General features: G+C 60.7%; 11 protein-coding genes. 5 read left to right on the forward strand and 6 right to left on the reverse strand.

Annotated features, from left to right (window positions below):
* Window positions 1-1,461 (reverse strand): retention module-containing protein (locus B3N48_RS08655; RefSeq protein ID WP_296182123.1); only part of this gene is annotated, 1,461 nt, incomplete at its 3' end.
* 390 nt (window positions 1,462-1,851) lie between these two features.
* Here B3N48_RS08655 and B3N48_RS08660 point away from each other — a divergent pair.
* The 4 genes from B3N48_RS08660 to B3N48_RS08675 all read left to right on the forward strand — a co-directional run bounded on the left by B3N48_RS08660 (window position 1,852) and on the right by B3N48_RS08675 (window position 8,821).
* On the forward strand, window positions 1,852-3,201 hold the full coding sequence (locus tag B3N48_RS08660; protein WP_296182124.1) for a TolC family outer membrane protein: 1,350 nt from the start codon (window positions 1,852-1,854) through the stop codon (window positions 3,199-3,201).
* Window positions 3,202-3,269: 68 nt separating this feature from the next.
* The gene (locus B3N48_RS08665) at window positions 3,270-5,423 is read left to right on the forward strand and encodes a type I secretion system permease/ATPase (RefSeq protein ID WP_296182125.1); all 2,154 of its coding nucleotides are present in this window, start codon (window positions 3,270-3,272) and stop codon (window positions 5,421-5,423) included.
* Window positions 5,413-6,783 (forward strand): HlyD family type I secretion periplasmic adaptor subunit, encoded by a 1,371-nt coding sequence (locus tag B3N48_RS08670; RefSeq protein WP_296182126.1) that lies wholly within the window; start codon window positions 5,413-5,415, stop codon window positions 6,781-6,783. The genes B3N48_RS08665 and B3N48_RS08670 overlap by 11 nt, the downstream gene beginning before the upstream one ends.
* Window positions 6,784-7,141: 358 nt before the next feature.
* Entirely contained in the window at window positions 7,142-8,821 is a 1,680-nt protein-coding gene (locus tag B3N48_RS08675) for a methyl-accepting chemotaxis protein (RefSeq protein WP_296182127.1), read from the forward strand.
* 124 nt (window positions 8,822-8,945) lie between these two features.
* On the opposite strand, the gene B3N48_RS08680 is transcribed toward B3N48_RS08675, so the two are convergent.
* The 3 genes from B3N48_RS08680 to B3N48_RS08690 form a co-directional block, all read right to left on the reverse strand.
* Complete coding sequence (locus B3N48_RS08680; protein ID WP_414704214.1) at window positions 8,946-9,248, reverse strand: DUF2845 domain-containing protein; 303 nt, start codon at window positions 9,246-9,248, stop codon at window positions 8,946-8,948.
* Window positions 9,249-9,263: 15 nt separating this feature from the next.
* Complete coding sequence (locus B3N48_RS08685; protein ID WP_296182128.1) at window positions 9,264-12,242, reverse strand: DUF748 domain-containing protein; 2,979 nt, start codon at window positions 12,240-12,242, stop codon at window positions 9,264-9,266.
* Between the two features lie 112 nt (window positions 12,243-12,354).
* A complete protein-coding gene (locus tag B3N48_RS08690) occupies window positions 12,355-13,371 on the reverse strand; it encodes a class I SAM-dependent rRNA methyltransferase (protein ID WP_296182130.1) in 1,017 nt (338 codons plus the stop codon).
* 841 nt (window positions 13,372-14,212) lie between these two features.
* On the opposite strand from B3N48_RS08690, the gene mgtA reads away from it, so the two are divergent.
* Window positions 14,213-16,924: a magnesium-translocating P-type ATPase gene (mgtA, locus tag B3N48_RS08695; protein ID WP_296182132.1), complete on the forward strand. Its 2,712-nt coding sequence runs from the start codon at window positions 14,213-14,215 to the stop codon at window positions 16,922-16,924.
* 327 nt (window positions 16,925-17,251) lie between these two features.
* Here the strand turns inward: mgtA and B3N48_RS08700 are convergent, their stop codons facing one another.
* Complete coding sequence (locus tag B3N48_RS08700; RefSeq protein WP_296182133.1) at window positions 17,252-18,430, reverse strand: acetyl-CoA C-acetyltransferase; 1,179 nt, start codon at window positions 18,428-18,430, stop codon at window positions 17,252-17,254.
* Window positions 18,431-19,078: 648 nt separating this feature from the next.
* Window positions 19,079-19,948 (reverse strand): oxygenase MpaB family protein, encoded by an 870-nt coding sequence (locus B3N48_RS08705; protein WP_296182135.1) that lies wholly within the window; start codon window positions 19,946-19,948, stop codon window positions 19,079-19,081.
* Window positions 19,949-20,090 lie beyond the last annotated feature (142 nt).

A 20,090-nucleotide genomic window follows, 5' to 3' on the forward strand; every position in this document is an offset into this window, starting at 1 on the left:
TTCGGTGACCGCCGCAGGGCCGGAGATGCTGATCTGCGTGGTGTCGCGCACGTCGGTAACGGTGGTGCTGACCGGCGTGGTGGCGAACGCCAGGTTTTCGTAGTTGCCGCCGCTCACACCCGTGATCGCCGCGGTGACTGCAGGGTGACCGACATAAACGTCGTTGGTCGCGACGGCGGTGGTGGTACCGCTGCTCTGGCCGACGCCGATGGTGATGGTTTTACCGTTGTCCAGAGTGACGCTCACGGGCGAGCCGGTCACCGGGTTGGACACTGTGGCGGTGTAGGTGATGGTGCCGTTTTCGGCAACGGTGCTGCTTGCACTCAGGGTCACCCGAGTGGTGTCGGTGGAGTCGACGATGGTGGTCGAGGCGGCTTTGCCGTCAATCGCCAGTTGTTCGAAGTTGCCGCCCGACGCGCCGGTGATGGTCGCAGTGACCGTGGCAGTGGTCTTGTAGACATCGTTGGCCGGGGCATCGACTTTGATCGTGCCCACGGACTGGCCGGCGGCGATGTTGATGATCGCGCCGTTGGACAGGGTCACGGTGACGGCGGTCTGCGCGGCGTTGGTCAACGTCGCGGTGTAGGTGATCTGGCCGCCTTCGGTGGCGGCGGCGTCGGCAGCCAGGCTGACCGTGGTGGTATCGATGGTGTCCGTCACCTGGGTGTTGGCCGGTTGCGGATCGATAGTGATCGCAATGCCGTCGCCCCCGGTCGTACCGGTGACGGTGGTGCTGATCTGGCTTGGGTTGATGTAGACATCGTTGATGCTGGTCATCGGCACGTTGACGCTGCCGCTCAACTGGCCTGCTTCGATGGTAATGAGCTGGCCATTAGACAAAGTCACGGTCACAGCCGACTGTGCCGCGACGGTCAGGGTCGCGGTGTAAACGAGAACGCCACCGGCTTCGGAGATGGTCGGCGTGCCGGTGAGGCTGAGCGTGGACGGCGTCCGGGTATTGGACGGGTCGTCGATGGCGTTGCGTTGGAAGTCGTTGTTTGCCGTCGCGCCGATCGGAGCGGTCGGGTAGCCAATGGTCGGGTCCACCACGCCAGCGGTCTCAGTCAGCATCACCACGCTGTGGCCGCCTCCTGCGTTGCCGCCGTCGGTGCTGCCGGTGGTCTGGCCAGCGGCGGTGGCTTCGAGGTCTTGGGTCGGGTCGGCGCCCGCAGCGATGGCTTGCTGCAGTTCGGCAACCGATGGCGCGGCTTGCGCGGTGGCCTCTGCCAGGTCGGTGGTAGCGCTGGACGCGGGAGTGTCTGCACTCCACTGCGTGTCACGACCCAGATCCAGGTGGCGGCCGTCAGCCAGTTCGAGCGTGACCGCACCTTCCGGGCCTGTCAGGACCTGTTCGCCGGCCAGCAGCCGGTCACCCTCAATGAGTACACGACGAATCCCTTCAGCGGAGACTGCGACTACTTGGCCAACAATGCTTTTGACGATGGCAACCACACTGCTCATGGGGTGACTCTCCGGATCTACGTCTGTGGACTCCTCCCCTTATCGGCCACTGGGCGCAGGGTTTAAGGGGTCCGAATGTTTGTTTTCTGAAACTTCAATCACTAACAACCTGTTTACATTAGTGATGTTTATTTGACGTCAAATATCAAACTGCTACTTATCAGGTTTTGAATTAACTTCGCGCCAAAGTATTGACCTATTTCGCGCCATCCTAAACAATCGCACCCGTAATGTCACATTGATATTTTAAGACATCGACAAATTCTGCGGTACCGCCTAAAGCGTGCTCAGAACCCTCCGATAACCCTCACATCAATGGTCATTTCTGTACGACACGGTGACGTCCTGTTGCCGTGTTTGAACCCAGTCCGTTTTCGGGAAGTCACGAGCATGCGCCTGCCTTTGTTCACCGCTGTACCCTTCGCTCTTTCAATCGGCTTCGTACAGGCACAAACCCTGCCAGAAGCCATGCAAAAGGCCATGGACGTGCATCCCGAGGTACAGGCCGGGGTCAACGCCCGTATCGCGCAGGATTACAACGTTCGCGCTGCCAAGGGCGGCTACCTGCCCCGTGTCGATGTGCTCGCGGGTTATGGCCGTGCCGGCACCGACAGCCCGACCACTCGCGCAACGGGCAACGATAACCACTGGCAAACTTCCAACCGCGGCGAGTCAAGTGTGCGTTTGCGGCAAATGCTGTTTGACGGTTTTCAAACAAGTAACGAAGTTGGGCGTCAACAAGCCACCGCCAATTCTCGGGCGTACTCTTTGTTGAACACTTCCGAACGAACGGCACTGACCGTGGCGCAGGTTTATATCGATGTCATGACGCAACGCGAGATGGTGCGTCTGGCGGAAGAAAACCTGAAAAGCCACGAGCGTATCTACGACCAGATCAAACTGCGCACGAGCCGCGGTGTGGGTCGCATGGCCGACATGGACCAGGCCGACGCCCGTTTGGCACAAGCGCGTAACAACCTGATCACCGAACAGACCAACCTGGCGGACGCCCAGACCAACTTCCTCAGCGCGGTCGGTGACATGCCCGATCAACTGGAGAAACCGGCGCCGTTCGCACTGATGCCTGCGACGCTGGACGAAGCGCGTCGCCAGATGCTGGACAACAGCCCGGTGCTGCGTTCGGCTGAATCCGACATCGCCGCTGCCGAGAAGCAGTACGCCACTGCGAAGTCCACGTTCTATCCGCGTTTTGACGCCGAGCTGGGCCGCAATGCCGATGACAACGTCGGTGGCGACCTGGGCCACAATAACGGCTGGGAAGCCATGGTGCGCATGCAGTTCAACCTGTACGCCGGTGGCAGCAACAAGGCTGACTTGACCTCCAAGTCCTATCAGACCTCGCAGGCACTGGACATCCGCAACAACGCCCTGCGCCAGCTGAACGAAGAATTGGGCCTGGCCTGGAACGCCTTCAGCAACGCTAACGCGCAGGTGCCGATCGCGCAGCAGTACGTCGACCGGGCCACCAGCGTGCGGACGTCGTACCAGCAGCAATTCAGTCTGGGTGAGCGTACCTTGCTCGACCTTCTCGACAGCGAGAACGAACTGTTCACCGCGCAGCAGCGCCTGGTGCAGCTGCAAAGCCTGAAAACCTACACCCAATATCGGATTCAGGCCGGCATGGGCACCTTGCTGAAAAGTCAGGGCGTCGTTGCGCCGCTGGCATCGGTTGTGCAGAACGATATAAAACCGACGGTCAAATTGCCGGGGATGAACTGATTCTTGACGGAACGCGCTTCCGTTAGGGTCCAGCTTCTTTTAATTGCTTAACGAAAGAGAGTGTCAGCGTGGATTTGGAATTACCTTCGGCTCGATTAGGTCATGATCCCCGCAGCCAGCATGATGACCCCTTGCTCGACGGCCTGCTGACACTCTGCGCCCTGCATCACAAACCGGCGAGCCGGGCGATGCTGACCACCGGATTGCCCTTGCCGGACCAGCGTTTAAGCCCGGATTTGCTGCCGCGCGCAGCGGCCCGTGCCGGTTTGCAGGGGCGTTTGCTGGTGCGCAAGTTGGAACAGATTCCGGCAATTGCCCTGCCCGCCATGGTGCTGCTCAAAGAAGGCCGCAGCGCGGTGTTGCTCGGTTGGGAAGGCGACCTGGCGCGTCTGTTGATCAGCGAAAGCGACGGCGGCGAAGTCCGTGTCGAGCGCGACGTGCTGGCAAAGGACTACGCTGGCAAGGTCTTCTTCGCACAGCCGCAACATAAATTTGACGTGACCAAAGGCTCGCTCATTCCTCGGGCGCGCTCCTGGTTCAAAGACACCCTCAAGCTGTCGCGCTGGCTGTATGCCGATGCGATCGCTGCCAGCTTCGTGATCAACCTGATCGCACTGGCCGCACCTCTGTTCGTGATGAATGTCTACGACCGCGTCGTACCAAACCAGGCCACTGCGACCCTGTGGGTACTGGCCACCGGTATCTGCGGCGCGTACCTGTTCGACCTGTTGCTCAAGGGTCTGCGCAGTCTGTGCCTGGACCTTGCCGGCAAAAAAACCGATCTGATTATTTCCGCGACGCTGTTCGAGCGGATCGTCGGCATGGCGATGAAGTTTCGTCCGGCCCGGGTCGGTAGCTTCGCGCAGAACATTCATGAATTTCAGGGCATGCGCGACTTTCTGACGTCGCTGACCCTGACCAGCCTGATCGACCTGCCGTTCACCCTCATCATTCTGTTGGTGATTGCGCTGCTGGGCGGGCATCTGGTGTGGATTCCCGTGGTCGCGTTCCCGCTGGCGCTGGGCATCGGCCACTTGTTGCAGAAGCCGTTGACCGCGACCCTCGAACGCACCATGGCGCTGGGCGCAGAGCGTCAGTCGAGCCTGATCGAAACCCTGTCCGGGCTGGACGCGGTCAAGGTCAACAACGCCGAAAGCGAGCGCCAGTATCACTGGGAACACACGATCGGCACCCTCAGCCGTCTTGAGCTGCGGGTCAAAATTCTGTCCGGCCTGGCGATGAACATCACGCTGCTGATCCAGCAACTGGCTGGCGTGGCGATGATCTGTTTTGGCGTGTACATGATCATCGACGGCAACCTCAGCATGGGCGGTCTGGTGGCGTGCTACATGCTCAGTGGCCGCGCCCTCGGCCCCTTGGCGGCGCTCGCGGGGCTGCTCACCCGCTATCAGCAAGCCAAGGTGACGATGGTCTCCGTGGATCAAATGATGGAGCTGCCGCAGGAGCGCAACTTCGACGAGCGCCCTCTCAGCCGTCAGGTGCTGCAGGGCGCTATGGAATTTCGCAACCTCGAATTCACCTACCCGAATCAACAGAACCTTGCGCTGAAAAACATCAACCTGGTGGTTCGCCCCGGCGAGAAGATCGGCATCATCGGCCGCAGCGGTTCGGGCAAAAGCTCGCTGGCCAAGTTGCTGGTGGGGCTGTATCAGCCGGATGAAGGCTCGCTGTTGGTCGATGGCGTAGACATTCGCCAGATCGACGTCAGCGAGCTACGCCATAACATCGGTTATGTCGCGCAAGACATTCAGTTGTTGGCCGGCTCGCTTCGCGACAATCTGGTGTCGGGCGCGCGTTACGTCGATGACGAAATGGTGCTGCAAGCCGCCGAGCTGGCCGGTGTCCATGAGTTTGCCCGTCTGCACCCTCAGGGCTACGAACTGCAAGTGGGCGAGCGTGGGCAGAACCTGTCCGGGGGGCAGCGTCAGAACGTGGCACTGGCTCGAGCTCTATTGCTCGACCCGCCGATTCTGCTGCTGGACGAACCCACCAGTGCCATGGACAACACTGGCGAGGAGCGCCTGAAGCAGCGTCTGCAAGCCGTCATCGAGAACAAGACCGTGATTCTTGTCACCCACCGGGCCTCGCTGCTCTCGCTGGTCGATCGCCTGCTGGTGATCGACCGTGGCCAGATTCTTGCCGACGGCCCGAAAGCCGCCGTGATGGAAGCGTTGAAGAAGGGGCAGATCAGTGTTGCTTAAATCGGGTCCAAATTCCGGCGGCTTTTTCGGCTATTTCAAAGGCACACCTTCTTATGAAGGCCAGCCGATGCCCGAGGTGGAAAAAGCCCTGGTCGACGACGCGCCGCGCATCGTCCGGCTGACCATCTGGGCGGTCATCCTGTTCTTCACCTTCCTGGTACTGTGGGCCAACTTTGCCGTCATCGACGAAGTGACCAAAGGCGAGGGCAAGGCCATTCCGTCGACCAAAGTGCAGAAGGTCCAGAACCTGGAAGGCGGCATCGTCGCTGAGATTTATGCCCATGACGGCCAGGTGGTCGACGCGGGCGCGCCTTTGATTCGTCTGGACGACACCCGGTTTGCCTCCAACGTCGGCGAAACCGAGGCAGACCGGGTGGCCATGGAGCTGCGCGTCGAGCGTCTGAGCGCGGAGGTCGAGGACCGCCCGTTGAATATCAGTCCTGAAGCGCGTAAGTCGGCCCCGCATCAGGCCACCAACGAAGAGTCTCTTTATAAGAGCCGGCGGCAGCAGTTGGCGGATGAGATTGGCGGTTTGCAGCAACAGCTGATTCAGCGTCAGCAAGAGCTGCGTGAATTCGGCTCCAAGCAGGAGCAGTACCGCAACAGCCTGAACCTGCTGCGTCAGGAGATCGGCATGTCCGAGCCGTTGGTGGCGCAGGGCGCGGTTTCGCCGGTGGACATCCTGCGCTTGAAACGTTCCGAGGTAGAAACCCGCGGTCAACTGGACGGCACCAGCCTGGCCATCCCCCGCGCGCAAGCGGCGATTGCCGAAGTGCAGCGCAAGATCGACGAAACCCGCGGCAAGTTCCGCAGCGACGCGTTGACCCAACTGAACGAGGCGCGGACCAATCTTGCCAAGGCCCAGTCCACCGCCAAAGGCCTGGAAGACCGGGTCAACCGTACAATGGTCACTTCGCCTGTGCGCGGCATCGTCAAGCAGATGCTGGTGAATACCGTCGGCGGCGTGATCCAGCCGGGCAGCGACATCGCCGAAGTCGTGCCGCTGGACGACACCCTGCTGGTGGAAGCCCGGATTCGTCCGCAAGACATTGCGTTTCTGCACCCCGGTCAAGAAGCCATGATCAAATTCACGGCCTACGACTACACCATCTATGGCGGTCTTAAAGGCAAACTGGAACAGATCGGCGCCGACACCATTCAGGATGAAGAGAAGAAGAACACCTTCTACGTCATCAAGTTGCGCACCGACCGCAGCCACCTCGGCACCGATGAGCATCCGCTGCTGATCATCCCTGGCATGGTCGCCTCGGTAGACATCATCACCGGCAAAAAGAGCATCCTCAGCTACCTGCTCAAGCCCGTCCTCAAAGCCCGTGCCGAGGCCCTGCACGAGCGTTGATTGGCTGATCGGATTCTGATCACTGTGGGCGTGAGCTCGCTGGAGTTCTGTGAATGTACGGGCTTCTTCGTTGAGCGAGCTCCCGGCCACAGGCGGTATTCAGTCTTTCACTTCGAACGCAAGTTATCCCGCTAACACATCGATCAAATCGATACGGTTGATCCTTCCATCACCCCCGTCAATCCTGTTGGGCTTCAAGCATATTGCGCCTGTAATTTATCTCTCCCATCCCCTAAAGATCTGCGCCAATTCAGCGATACGGTTATCTGAACCCTTCATTTAGACGGCCGCCGCTTCTGCGGATGGCCATCTCTTTATCATTGAAAAAAATGATATTTCCGCACACAAGGACGCCGTCGTGACGCTGAATCTACGCCGCAAGGTCATTCTGCTTGCCATCATTCCGAGCCTTCTATTGGCTGCTGTCATCAGTTGCATCACCTGGGTGGTTCTGCAAAAGCTCGCCACCCAAGAGGTCGAACAGACCCACTCGCTGTTGCTCGAAGAACGCAAGCTGTCGTTGAAGAACTATCAACAGATCGGTGAAGCGGCGATCAAGCCGATCTACGATGCCTCGGCGCCGGGTGACATGGAGGCAAGGGATCGTGCTCTGAAGGTGCTGAAAAACCTTCAGTACGATAAAGCCAGCTACTTCTTCGGCTACAACTCGCAGTACGTGCGAGTGTTCTGGGCCGACAAGGACGTGGACATCGGCAAGAACTTCTCCGATGCCAAGGACGCCAATGGCGTCTTCGTGATCCGCGGTCTGGTAGACAAGGCCAAAGACGGCAGCCATTTCTTCCGTTACGACTGGCCAACGCCGGGCAGCGACAAGCCAATCCCTAAACTGGGTTACACCAACTACCTGGCGAAATGGGACCTGGCGTTCGGCACCCAGGCCAACCTCGACGACATCGACCTGCAAGTCGCCGCCATCGAGGCCTCGACCCAAGGCCGCATCGGTTCCTCGGCGGCGCTTATCGTGGCCGTCGTTGCGGTGCTGTTGATCATCGTCGCGCTGATCGGCGTGTTCTTCGGCAACGGGCTGGTCAAACCTGTGCTGGTGATCAAACAGAACCTGGACGACATTGCTGCCGGAGATGGCGATCTCACTCGCCGTTTGCCGGAGAGCGGCAACGATGAGCTGGGCGCGTTGGCGAAGTCCTTCAACCTGTTCGTCGAGAAGATTCACGGCCTGGTGCGTCAGATCGCCGAAATGACCGGCCAGCTCAACGGCCTGGTCAACGACATGTCGGCTCAGGCCGAGCGTTCCGAGCAGGCCATGGGGCGTCAGCGTCAGGAAACCGATCAGGTCGCCACGGCCATTCATGAGATGTCTTCGGCGGCGCATCAGGTTTCGATCAGCGCCCAGGGGGCTTCTCAAGCGGCGCGCAAAACCAGCGATGTCGGCCTGGATGCCAAGACCGTGGTGAACAAGAGCATCGACAGCATTCATGCGTTGATTGGCGAAATCGGCGAGAGCAGTTCGTCCCTCGATCATCTGCGCAAGGACGTGCAGTCCATTGCCACAGTGGTCGATGTAATTCGTTCGGTGGCCGAGCAGACCAACCTGCTCGCGCTCAACGCGGCCATTGAAGCGGCGCGTGCCGGGGACGCCGGTCGCGGCTTTGCGGTGGTGGCTGACGAGGTCCGCGCCCTGGCCAGCCGCACGCAGCAAAGCACGCAGGAAATCCACGACATGATCACCTCACTGCAACGGGGTGCTCAGGATGCGGTGGTGGCGATGAGTCGGTCCAGCGATACCGGCCGGACCACCGGCGAGCTGGCGAATGAGGCGGGGACGTCATTGGACGCGATCGGCCAATTGATCGAGACCATCAACGACATGAACGCGCAGATTGCCAGCGCGTCGGAAGAGCAGACCGCCGTGGCCGAAGAGATCGCCCGCAGCATGACCCAGATCGCCCAATCCGTGGACAGCGTGGCCGACGACGCGCAAAGCGGCGCCTACACCGCGCGCAGCCTGACCGCATTGGGGGATCGGTTGGGCGGGTTGGTGAAGCAGTTCAGGATTTGAAAAAGATTCTGAAATGATCGTTGTTTGTGGGAGCCGGCTTGCTGGCGAATGCGGTTTGCCAGCGAGCATAGAATTTCCCACGGTCCCTCAGTCCCGAATCAAAAACGGGCTGAGTACTGGCTGATCAATTCCTCCGCTTGCTATCGATCCGCACCAACCGCCCACCTTCGAATCGTAGGTACTGATACATGCCGCTGTTCGGGCCGTACACCCATTCCTGCACCTGCACCTGATCGACCTGGCGGAAGTGGTTGACGGTTTCCTTGTAGCCGATGATGTCCTGGCTGACCGGTTGGCCGCATTTCTGCTGCACCTCGAACATCCGATCACCGACGCTGATCAATTGACTGCCACAACGCAACGTATCGGCCTGGCTTAAACCGCTCAATGCCGTCAGCCCTAGGATGGCCAGGGCCCTGGTGAACACACTCTTCAAAAGTCGTTACTCGCTGTCCAGATGCAGGGGGCTGATGACGCGGCCGTCTTTCTCGGGCTGACCGAGGGAAGCGTCCACGAAATAGACCCGATCATCCGCCAATTGTCCCTTGTCCACCAGATAGTCCTTGATGCTGCTGGCGCGGGCCTGCCCCAGTTGACGCAGCAGCAGGGCGCTGGAGCTCCAGGATTTGAGGACCGCCTCGCGCAGCTTGTTCTGCCGCTCTTCCTTGCCCAGATCGACCCATTGCGCAGGCGGCTGCTGTTTCAGGCGCGTGCGGTAGATGCCGTCGAGCATCGGGCCTTTCTCGTCGTCGGGCACTTTCAGATCGCCTGCCTGCGCCGGCACCTTGTCACCGCGCCGCTGCAGGATCTTGTAGTAGGTGCTTTGGTATTCGCGCTCCAGACGCTGCTGTGCAATCAGCGGGCCGTCGCTGGCCTCGGCGCTGGTGCCTTCAATTTCCAGGCGCAGGGCAGGGCGCTCTTTCAAAGCAGCGGCCAGTTTGTCCAGCGAGGCTTGCGCGTCGGCGCTCAGGTCATCCGAACCGGGGGCAAAGGCCACAGTGCCCAGGTCTTGCGAGCTACCGCCGCTGATCAGACCGCCGATGAATTTGAACGGCGCTGCAGCGGCCTTGACCACGAGATTGCGCAGGGTCTGCCAGACAATCGGCATCACGCTGAACTGCGGGTTGTTCAGGTCACCCGTCACAGGCAGCTCGATGGATATCTTGCCGTCGACATCCTTGAGCAGGGCAATTGCCAGCTTCAGCGGCAGGTTCACGGCATCCGGGCTGTCGACTTTTTCACCCAGCTGCAACTGCTCAACCACCACTTTGTTTTCGGCCTTGAGCTGACCTTTGGTGATCAGGTAATGCAGGTCCAGATTCAGCCGACCCTTGCGAATGCGATAGCCCGCGAACTTGCCGGAATAGGGCGTCAGCGTCGTCAGTTCGACGCGCTTGAAGCTGGTGGCGATGTCGAGGCTCGCCAATGGGTTGAACGGGTTGAGCGCACCTTTGATGGTGACCGGCGCATAGCGATCGACCTTGCCCTGAATGTTCACCGGGGCCGGTTTGTCCTGCCGGTTGTCGAGGGTGCCAATCTTACCGTTGAGCTGCTGGACCGCCGTCGCAAAGTTCGGCGTGAGGCTGAAGTCGGCGAAGTTGGCCGAGCCGTTATTGATATTGACCTCGCCGATGTGAATGCCCATGGGCTTGTCGGCAGTGGCGGTTTTCGGTTTCGGCGCAGGCTTCGCCTCGGTTTTGGAGCCGGCAGGCGCGGTTTCGTCTGGCTGCGCAATCAGCAGGTCGTCGATGTTGGTGGTGCGGTCATCGGCGATCACGAAACGCGCATAGGGCTGTTCGAGGTTGACCGTCGCAATGCTCAGGCTGTCGCCGAGCTGGAAATTCACGCCTTCGACATTCAACCGCTGCCACTTCACGAAGTCCCGAGATTTGAGGGTGTCTAGCGTGTGCAATTGGTCGACCTGAGCCTTGCCGGTGATGCCCAACGCCAAGGGCTCGGTGCTCTTAAGGTCAACGGCCAGATCGCTGTTGAGCATGCCACTGCGCACTTCAAGACGAATGAACGGCGTGACGTAGGACTGCGCGACGCGCAGGTCGATGTCGCGGGTGGTGACATTCAGTTTGGCCCGCACCGGGTCGAGATTGACCTCGCCTTCTGCCGTCAGCTTGCCCTGTTTGCCCAGCCCGGTGTCGAGCTTGAGGTTGAAAGGCGATTTGTTGAGGCTGTCGAAGCCGGTCAGGTCCAGATTGAGCGGACCCACTTCCAGCGCGACCGGCTCTTTCGGCACTTTGTCGGCCAGGTGAATGCGGTAGTCGCGCAGTTGCGTGTCACGCAACAGCACCTGCCATGGCTTGCTCGGCGCGGCGGGCGCTTTGCTGGCGGTGGTCTCGGCGCCCGTGGCTGTGGCGGGTTGCTGCTTCTCGACCTCGGCTTTTTTCTGCGCAGTCTTCGATGGCTGGCTGGCGAACAACTTTTGCCAGTCGAGCTGACCATCGGCCTCTCTCGACGCCCAGGTTTCCAGACCCTGACTGCGGATCTTTCCGACGGTGACCAATTGCTTGGCCAAGTCGATCGCCGTGTCGCTGACCTCCAGATTTTTCAGACGCACCAACGGGCGGCCGTCCGGCGCGTCGATGGCAAACGGCGCAACCTTGAGTGAGGTCTGGTCCAGCCGCAGTTCGGTTTCCTTGGCCAGGTTCAGCGTGTAGTGAGTACTGAGGTTAAGCACGCCGTCCTTGAGCACCAGAGGAAGGGCGTCCCGCACGTACGGCCACCAGACTTTCATCTTGCCGTCGGTGACTTTCAGCGTGCCTTCGGAGGTGATCGGCACCAAGCTGATGCGCCCGACCCAATCGATCTGACCGCCTTCGGGGCCTGCGGCGACGAGGGTCATGTCGGCATTGTCTTCGGGCAGGGTGCTGAGGTTCTTCAGCTCGAAATTGAGGGTGTCGTAGAGGAATTCGATGGGCTCGCTGGGGCGGTTGTCCTGGAAATGCACGTAGCCGTCGGACAGCTTGATTTCGCCGATGCGCAGCGGAAAGGGCTTGCTCGGCGGTTCGTCAGGTTTCGCAGGCTCGCTCGGCGGCAGCTTGAACAGACCGGCCAGATTGAGCTTGCCGTCTTTGGAGAACAGCAATTCGGTCTTGGGTTTGTCGAGCGCCACTGCTTCGAGGTGCAGGGCTTTTGTCCACAGGCTGTCGATTTGCAGGTTGGCGTATAACCGTTCGAAACCGATTTGTTCTTTGCCCGGCGCGCCGATGCGCAGGCCCCACAGTGTGACTTCGAGGGTGTAGGGGTTGAGTTCGAGACGATCCAGCTGGGTCGGCACCGTGGCGTAGTTCGCCAGTTGCTGGTTGATCACCCGCAGCGCGATGCCGGGCAGGATGAGAAACCCCAGCAAACTGTAGATCGCGAAGACGGCCAGCAAGGCGCCGATGGCGCGTTTCAATCCTTTGGGCATGTAGTCGCCAACTCTCTCGATATGAGGTGCCTTTGAGTATGGCACGCCAATCTGGTTCCGAAGTCGCGGCGCTGCATTCCTTGTAGGAAACTTCCCTACAGCTCGTGCGTATTCACAGTTGCAAGATCAAGGTCTTGAGCGGGGGCTGTTGATCCATCGACGGAAAATCGGCGCCCGGCGTCATCACCTGCCACTCGCGTACAGGTCGGCCGAGTTTATTGGCGCAACGCAGCACCTGCTCGCGCCAGTCTTCCATGCTGACTTTTGCCAGGTTGTTGCAGCAGATCAGCACGCCGTTTTCCGCGGTGGTCAGCAGAGCGGGTTTGAGCAGGCTCTGGTAGTCGCGCAGCAGGTCAACGGTGCCGAACGCGCTTTTCGCCCACGCGGGCGGGTCCAGCAGGACAAGGTCGAATTGACGTTGTTCCAGACGCACGTAGCTGGGGAGTTTCTGACCACGGCGGGAAGCAATCGGCAGGCCGGCCAATTGACGAATGGCCGGGAAATAGTCCGACTGGATGAATTGCATGTCCGGCAACTGCGGGTTCAGCGCGCCGTTCTCCCGACCGACCGCCAGATTGCCTTCGGCGAAATCCAGATTGCACACCTCCCGCGCCCCGCCTGCTGCTGCACTCAGGCCGACGCCGCAAGTGTAAGCGAACAGGTTCAACACGCTTTTGCCCATGGCGTGGGTTTTCACCCAGCCGCGCGTGTTGCGCAGATCAAGAAACAGCAGCGGGTCCTGGCCTGCGTGACGACCGCGCACCCGGTAATTCAACCCCCATTCGTGGCCGATGAGATCGTCCAGCGCGGCGTCGTCGGCTTTGTACACGGCGTCTGTACGATCGATGCGCGAGTTGCCGTGAGACCGGTCGTTGTAGACCAGCAACAGGTCCAGGCCCAATCGGGCGTTGACCAGCGCATGGGCAGCCAGCAGCGAATCCCGGTCCAGGCTGTTGTGGAAGCTTTGGACCAGCAGTTGCGGGCCGTAGCGGTCAAGGGTCAAGCCGCTCGCGCCTTCCTGACTGCCGTGGAACAGGCGATAGCAGTCGGTGCCTTGGGCATGAAGCTCGGCCAGTAAGGATTGGCGATTGTCGAGGGCGACGCTGAGCGCCTGATTCAAGGAGGACATGCTCGGCGCCTTGGGGCAGGAATTGGGCGCGCGAGTTTAACAGTTCGGCCAATGGCAGTGTTGCAGCCGGCACGTATCTGTCCGGTAATCGCGCACCTCTGTGGGAGCCGGCTTGCTGGCGAATGCATCCTTCCTGACAGCGCGATGGCGACTGATACGACGCTTTCGCCAGCAAGCCGGCTCCCACCATGCTGTCCGTGTCGGGCCCGGAGGGTGTGGTCCATTGTAGGAGCGTGGCTTGTCCCGCGATCGGCGGGGAACCCGTCGTCAAACCCGAGCGAAAGTTACATACCTCGTTAGCCGGTTCGCAACGACTCAATCGCCGATCGCGGGACAAGCCACGCTCCTACAGGGGGGCTCCATCAGCCGTGCTGAAGCGTCTTTCATCCCAACGAGATGCCTCCCGCACAATCACCGTATCGGCTGTAGGAAACACCCTTCCTGAACCTTCCCTGAATCCCCGCGCAATTGTCTCGGCAGGCGCTGTAATGGCCGTTTACTCTCATAAAGGCCGGGCGTATTCTTCGCCCGTTTTCAACAGATGCGGAGACCCACAGTGGGTACTTGTTCGAGTGACAGACGTCAGCCGGTTCCGATGACCGGCCAATCCTCGGCGAGCTAACGCGCAGTCTTTACGCTGCCGTTTCTCGCTGACAAACGCGAGAAACGGCGGGCGAATCTTTTTCCTGTCCTTTCCCTGACGCCCAAGCGCCGTGCGCCGTTCTTTCGGTCGTGCGGGCTGACCGTTGTGCGCCGTTCACGCCTGAGCGTCGCGCAGTGCACTTGGCTGTGCCTCCTGAATCTCCATGAGCCGTAAGCCCTCAATTCAGGGGACACCGTCATGAAGTTCGCCCTTCTCAAAGAGTTCTTCGCAGGCTTCCTGCGCACTCGCCACTTCGCCCGGCACTTCCGTCGGCTGGCGATGCTCGACAGCCTGACCGACGCCACCGTCAGCCGCGAAGTCCCGCCCACCCTGGCACAAACCCTCACCCGTGGCGCCGGCAGCGATGTGCCTGAATTGCTCGCACGCCTGCGTACCCATCACGACGGCCTGAGTGAAGACGAAGCAACCTTGTTGCGCCAACAGCACGGCCTCAACGAAGTCGAACACGAACAGCCGCTGCCAGGGTGGGTGCATCTGTGGCACTGCTACAAAAACCCGTTCAACCTGCTGCTGACCCTGCTGGCGTTCATCTCTTGGCTGACCGAGGACATGAAGGCCGCCACCGTGATCTTCTCCATGGTGGTGCTTTCGACCCTGCTGCGCTTCTGGCAGGAGACCCGCTCCAACCAAGCCGCAGACGCACTCAAGGCGATGGTCAGCAACACCGCCACGGTGCTGCGTCGGGTAGACGGCAAATCCGGGCGCATCGAACTGCCGATCAAACAACTTGTGCCGGGTGACCTGATCGTGCTCTCGGCCGGCGACATGATCCCCGCCGACTGCCGCGTGCTCAGCGCCAAGGATCTGTTCGTCAGCCAGGCCGCGATGACCGGGGAATCGATGCCCGTAGAGAAATTCGCTCGCCGTCAGGAGGTCGACACGGGCAACCCGCTGGACCTGGAAAACATCCTGTTCATGGGCACCAATGTGGTGTCCGGCGCCGCCACCGGGGTGATTCTGGCCACCGGCAATCACACCTATTTCGGTGCCCTGGCTCAACGCGTCAGCGCCACAGATCGCGCGCCCACCTCGTTTCAGGCCGGGGTCAACAAGGTCAGTTGGCTGTTGATCCGCTTCATGTTCGTCATGGCCCCACTGGTGCTGTTCATCAATGGTTTCACCAAGGGCGACTGGATGGAGGCGCTGCTGTTCGCGCTGTCCATCGCCGTGGGCCTGACCCCGGAAATGCTGCCGATGATCGTCACCTCGACGTTGGCCAAAGGCGCGGTGTTCCTGTCGCGCAAGAAAGTCATCGTCAAACGTCTCGACGCGATCCAGAACTTCGGCGCCATGGACGTGCTGTGCACCGACAAAACCGGAACGCTGACGCAGGACAAAATTTTCCTGGCCCGCCATGTGGACGTGTGGGGCGATGAGTCCGATGACGTACTGGAAATGGCGTATTTGAACAGCTACTACCAGACCGGGCTGAAAAACCTGTTGGACGTGGCGGTGCTGGAACACGTGGAAATCCACCGCGAGCTGCAAGTCGGCACAGCCTTCAGCAAGGTCGATGAAGTGCCGTTCGACTTCAATCGGCGGCGCATGTCGGTGGTGGTGCAGGAGCAAGAACAGCCCCATCTGCTGATCTGCAAGGGTGCGCTGGAAGAAGTCTTGGGGGTGTGCAATCGCGTGCGCCACGGCGAAGTGGATGAAGCGCTGACCCCGGAATTGCTGACGCGCATCCTGCGGGTCACGGCGGAGTTCAACGAAGAAGGCCTGCGCGTGGTCGCGGTGGCTGCCCGATCCATGCAGAAAGGGCGGGATAGCTATGGCCTGGCGGATGAATGCGACCTGACCCTGATCGGTTATGTGGCTTTCCTCGATCCGCCCAAGGAAAGCACCGCGCCTGCGCTGAAAGCCTTGGCCGAACATGGCGTGGCCGTGAAAGTGCTGACCGGTGACAACGAACGCGTGACGGCGAAGATCTGCCGTGAGGTGGGGCTGGAGCGTCAGGGCCTGTTGCTGGGCGGCGACGTTGAACGCATGAGCGACGCAGAATTAGCGGTCGCCGTGGAAACCACCAACGTCTTCGCCAAACTGACGCCATCGCACAAAGAACGCATCGTGCGGCTGCTCAAGGCCAACGGCCATGTCGTGGGGTTCATGGGCGATGGCATCAACGATGCGCCAGCGCTGCGCACGGCGGATATCGGCATTTCGGTGGACAGCGCGGTGGACATCGCCAAGGAAGCCGCCGACATCATCCTCCTGGAAAAGAGCCTGATGGTGTTGGAGGAGGGCGTGCTGGAGGGGCGTCGCACCTTCGCCAACATGCTCAAGTACATCAAGATGACGGCCAGCTCCAATTTCGGAAATGTGTTCTCGGTGTTGGTGGCCAGCGCGTTCATCCCGTTCCTGCCGATGCTGCCGATGCACCTGCTGGTGCAAAACCTGCTGTACGACATTTCCCAGATCGCCATTCCGTTCGATAACGTCGACGAGGAATTGCTGAAAAAACCGCAACGTTGGCAGCCGGCGGACGTGGGGCGTTTCATGGTGTTTTTCGGGCCGATCAGTTCGATCTTCGACATCACCACCTTTGCGGTGATGTGGTACGTGTTCGGCGCCAACACGCCAGAACATCAGACGCTGTTCCAGTCCGGCTGGTTCGTGGTGGGGCTGCTGACTCAGACGTTGATCGTGCACATGATCCGCACGCCGAAAATCCCGTTCCTGCAAAGCCGCGCGGCCATGCCGTTGATGGTGATGACCGGAGTGATCATGGCCGTGGGCATCTTCCTGCCGATGGGACCGCTGGCGCACTACTTCAAACTGCAGGCACTGCCACCGCTGTACTTCGTCATCCTGCCGCTGATTCTGCTGGCATACGTGGGGCTGACCCAGGCGGTGAAAGGGTTCTATGTGAAGCGGTTCGGTTGGCAGTGATTCAAGGACGGCAACGGAGGCGGCGATCGTGCCCACGCTCTGCGTGGGCACGCATTCTTTGGCGCTCCGCGTCGCGCGCGCGGGGACGCTAAGCGTCCAGGGCTGAATTCCCACGCGGGGCGGGGGAACGATCAACACGGATTGCTTTTGATTCTGGCCGTAGGAGCGTGGCTTGTCCCGCGATCTGGCGCGAAGCGGCAGCAAACTCGGTTACTTCGGTGTACCTGACACAACGAATACGCCTGATTTTGCTGCCGGTGCCCGGCAGATCGCGGGACAAGCCACGCTCCTACGCCGTCCGGGCAGAAGCGGGCTTTGTATGCTGTATTACCGCGCCAGTGCCAGTGCCACACCCTGACCGCCACCGATGCACAGGGTCGCCAGGCCTTTCTTCGCATCGCGCTTGATCATTTCATGCAGCAGCGTCACCAGCACGCGGCAGCCCGACGCTCCGATCGGGTGGCCGATGGCAATCGCGCCGCCGTTGACGTTGACCTTGTCCATATCCCAACCCAGCTCTTTGCCCACCGACAGCGATTGCGCGGCGAAGGCTTCGTTGGCTTCGATCAAGTCCAGCTCGTCCAGCGACCAGCCGGCTTTGTCCAGGCAACGGCGAGTCGCGCTGACCGGGCCGATGCCCATGATTGCCGGGTCGACACCGGCGTTGGCGTAAGCCGCGATGCGCGCCAGCACCGGCAGGCCCAGCGCTTCAGCCTTCTTCGCGCTCATCAGGATCACGGCAGCGGCGCCATCGTTCAGCGACGACGCGTTACCGGCGGTCACCGTGCCGTCTTTCTTGAAGGCAGGTTTGAGTCTGGCCAGAGATTCGGCCGTGGTGCCTGCACGGGGCTGTTCGTCGGTGGCGAAGGAAACAGGGTCGCCTTTGCGCTGAGGGATCAGGATCGGGGTGATCTCGTCGACAAAACGCCCGGCTTCGATGGCCGCAGCGGCTTTCTGTTGCGAGGCGGCGGCGAAGGCGTCTTGTGCCTCACGGCTGATGCCGTATTTTTCCGACAGGTTCTCGGCAGTGATGCCCATGTGGTAGTCGTTGAACGCGTCCCACAGGCCGTCGCTGATCATGGTGTCGACCATGGTTGCGTGGCCCATACGCAGACCGGTGCGCGCGCCCGGCATCACGTAGTTGGCCAGACTCATGCTCTCCTGACCGCCGGCGATGATCACGTCGGCATCGCCACAACGGATTGCTTGTGTACCCAGGTGAAGCGCTTTAAGGCCCGAGCCGCAGACCTTGTTCAGCGTCATCGCAGGCACGGCGAACGGCAGTCCGGCCTTGATCGACGCCTGACGCGCCGGGTTCTGGCCAGCGCCAGCCGTCAGCACTTGGCCCATGATCACTTCGTCGACCTGCGCAGGGTCCAGACCGGTCTGCGCCAGCAACTGACGAATCACCGCCGCCCCCAAATCAACAGCAGGGACATTCGCCAGCGAACCCTGGAAACTGCCGACCGCGGTGCGGGTGGCGGCAACGATTACGACGTCTTGCATGGTGCGAATCCTCACAGGTGTGGGTGTTGGGCCCGGACATTGGGACAAGGCTGAAGCAAGCCATTCGTGGCCGGGTCATCAAGGGGGCACATGGTGGCATGAATGACGGTGGTAATTTAAGCGTTTTCTCGCTTGCGCCACCTTTTCAGCGCGCGCCGTCCCGCGAGCTTCGCACCGGCCGTACGGGCCCCTCGCGAGCAAGCTCACTCCTACAGGGAATGCCATTTAACTGCAGCATTTGGACAACCTCACGCCTACAGGGAGATGCGATCCGCTGTAGGAGTGAGCTTGCTCGCGATCTGGCGCGAAGCGGCAGCAAAGCCCAACGCCGAGTGATGATCGAGGCCCGGCAGTCGCCTGTGGGCGTGAGCTTGCTCACGATGGCGGACGTCAGGTCATTGGAATGTTTTACATGTACCAGCCCTTTCGTGAGCGAGCTCACGCCTACAGGGAGATGCGATCCGCTGTAGGAGTGAGCTTGCTCGCGATCTGGCGCGAAGCGGCAGCAAAGCCCAACGCCGAGTGATGATCGAGGCCCGGCAGTCACCTGTGGGCGTGAGGTTGCTCACGATGGCGGACGTCAGGTCATTGAAATGTTTTGCCTGCCGTTTCAGCGGCAATTCATTCCCACAGGCGCCGATGCTGATCTCACACCACCCCCATCCTGCGCCGCGCCCGATGCACCGAGGCATTGCGCACGGCCCATCTCAGGATCGGGGCGGTGCGGTTGACCCCGACGCGGATCATCTTGCGCTTGAACTCGCCCATCTGAAGGTCGAACATCCCGCTTGCCCATTCCGGCAGCAGCTCAACCCCGGCCTGCATCATCAGGCTGCCCATCGGTTTGGCCAGTCGGCTCGGCGCGGGGGCATTGCGCAGGATGCGAAACACCTCCCGCGCGCGGTCATCACACAGCAGTTGCGGGTGCATTCGTTGCAAGTAAGCGTCGATTTCCGCCGCCGAACGCGGAATGTCTCGCGCGCCCAAGCGTTCGGCAACGCGTGCGGTTTCGGCGTAATAGCGGTCCTGATCCTCAAGCGATAGAACGGGATTGAGATAGCGCAGATGCGCAGCCATGAAACTGCTGACCTCCGCCACATGCACCCACGTCAGCAATTGCGGGTCATCGGCTCTGTACGGGCTGCCATCCGGCGCCGTCCCGCTGATCTGCGCATGAATGGTCAGCACCCTGTCGATCAGCCAGTTGGCGTCGTGGGTCGAACCGAAGGTCGTGCCGGAAATGAATTGCCCGGTCCTGCGCAGTCGGCCGAGCAGGTCTTCACGAAAATTGGAATGGTCCCAGACCCCCGCCAGCACGCGAGGGTGGAGCATTTGCAGCATCAATGCGCAGATGCCGCCGATCAGCATGCTTGGAAAATCGCCATGCACCTGCCAGCACACCGCTTGCGGGCCAAACAGACCGGGGTCGCCTTTGGGGTTTTCCATGTCCAATTGACCCAGGGCCAGGCCAGTCATGCTCATGACCTGGTTTTCGATGCGGGTGCGGATGAATTCCATGGGGTGTCCAATCGAAAGATGAAATGCCGATACCTGTAGGAGCGTGGCTTGTCCCGCGATCTGCCGGAACGGCAGTCAAACCTGCAACCGGAGTGCACCTGACACAACGCGTGTAGTGGTTTCACGACGGGTTCCCCCAGAT

This window comes from Pseudomonas sp. UBA1879 (assembly GCF_002338065.1).
Classification (GTDB): domain Bacteria; phylum Pseudomonadota; class Gammaproteobacteria; order Pseudomonadales; family Pseudomonadaceae; genus Aquipseudomonas.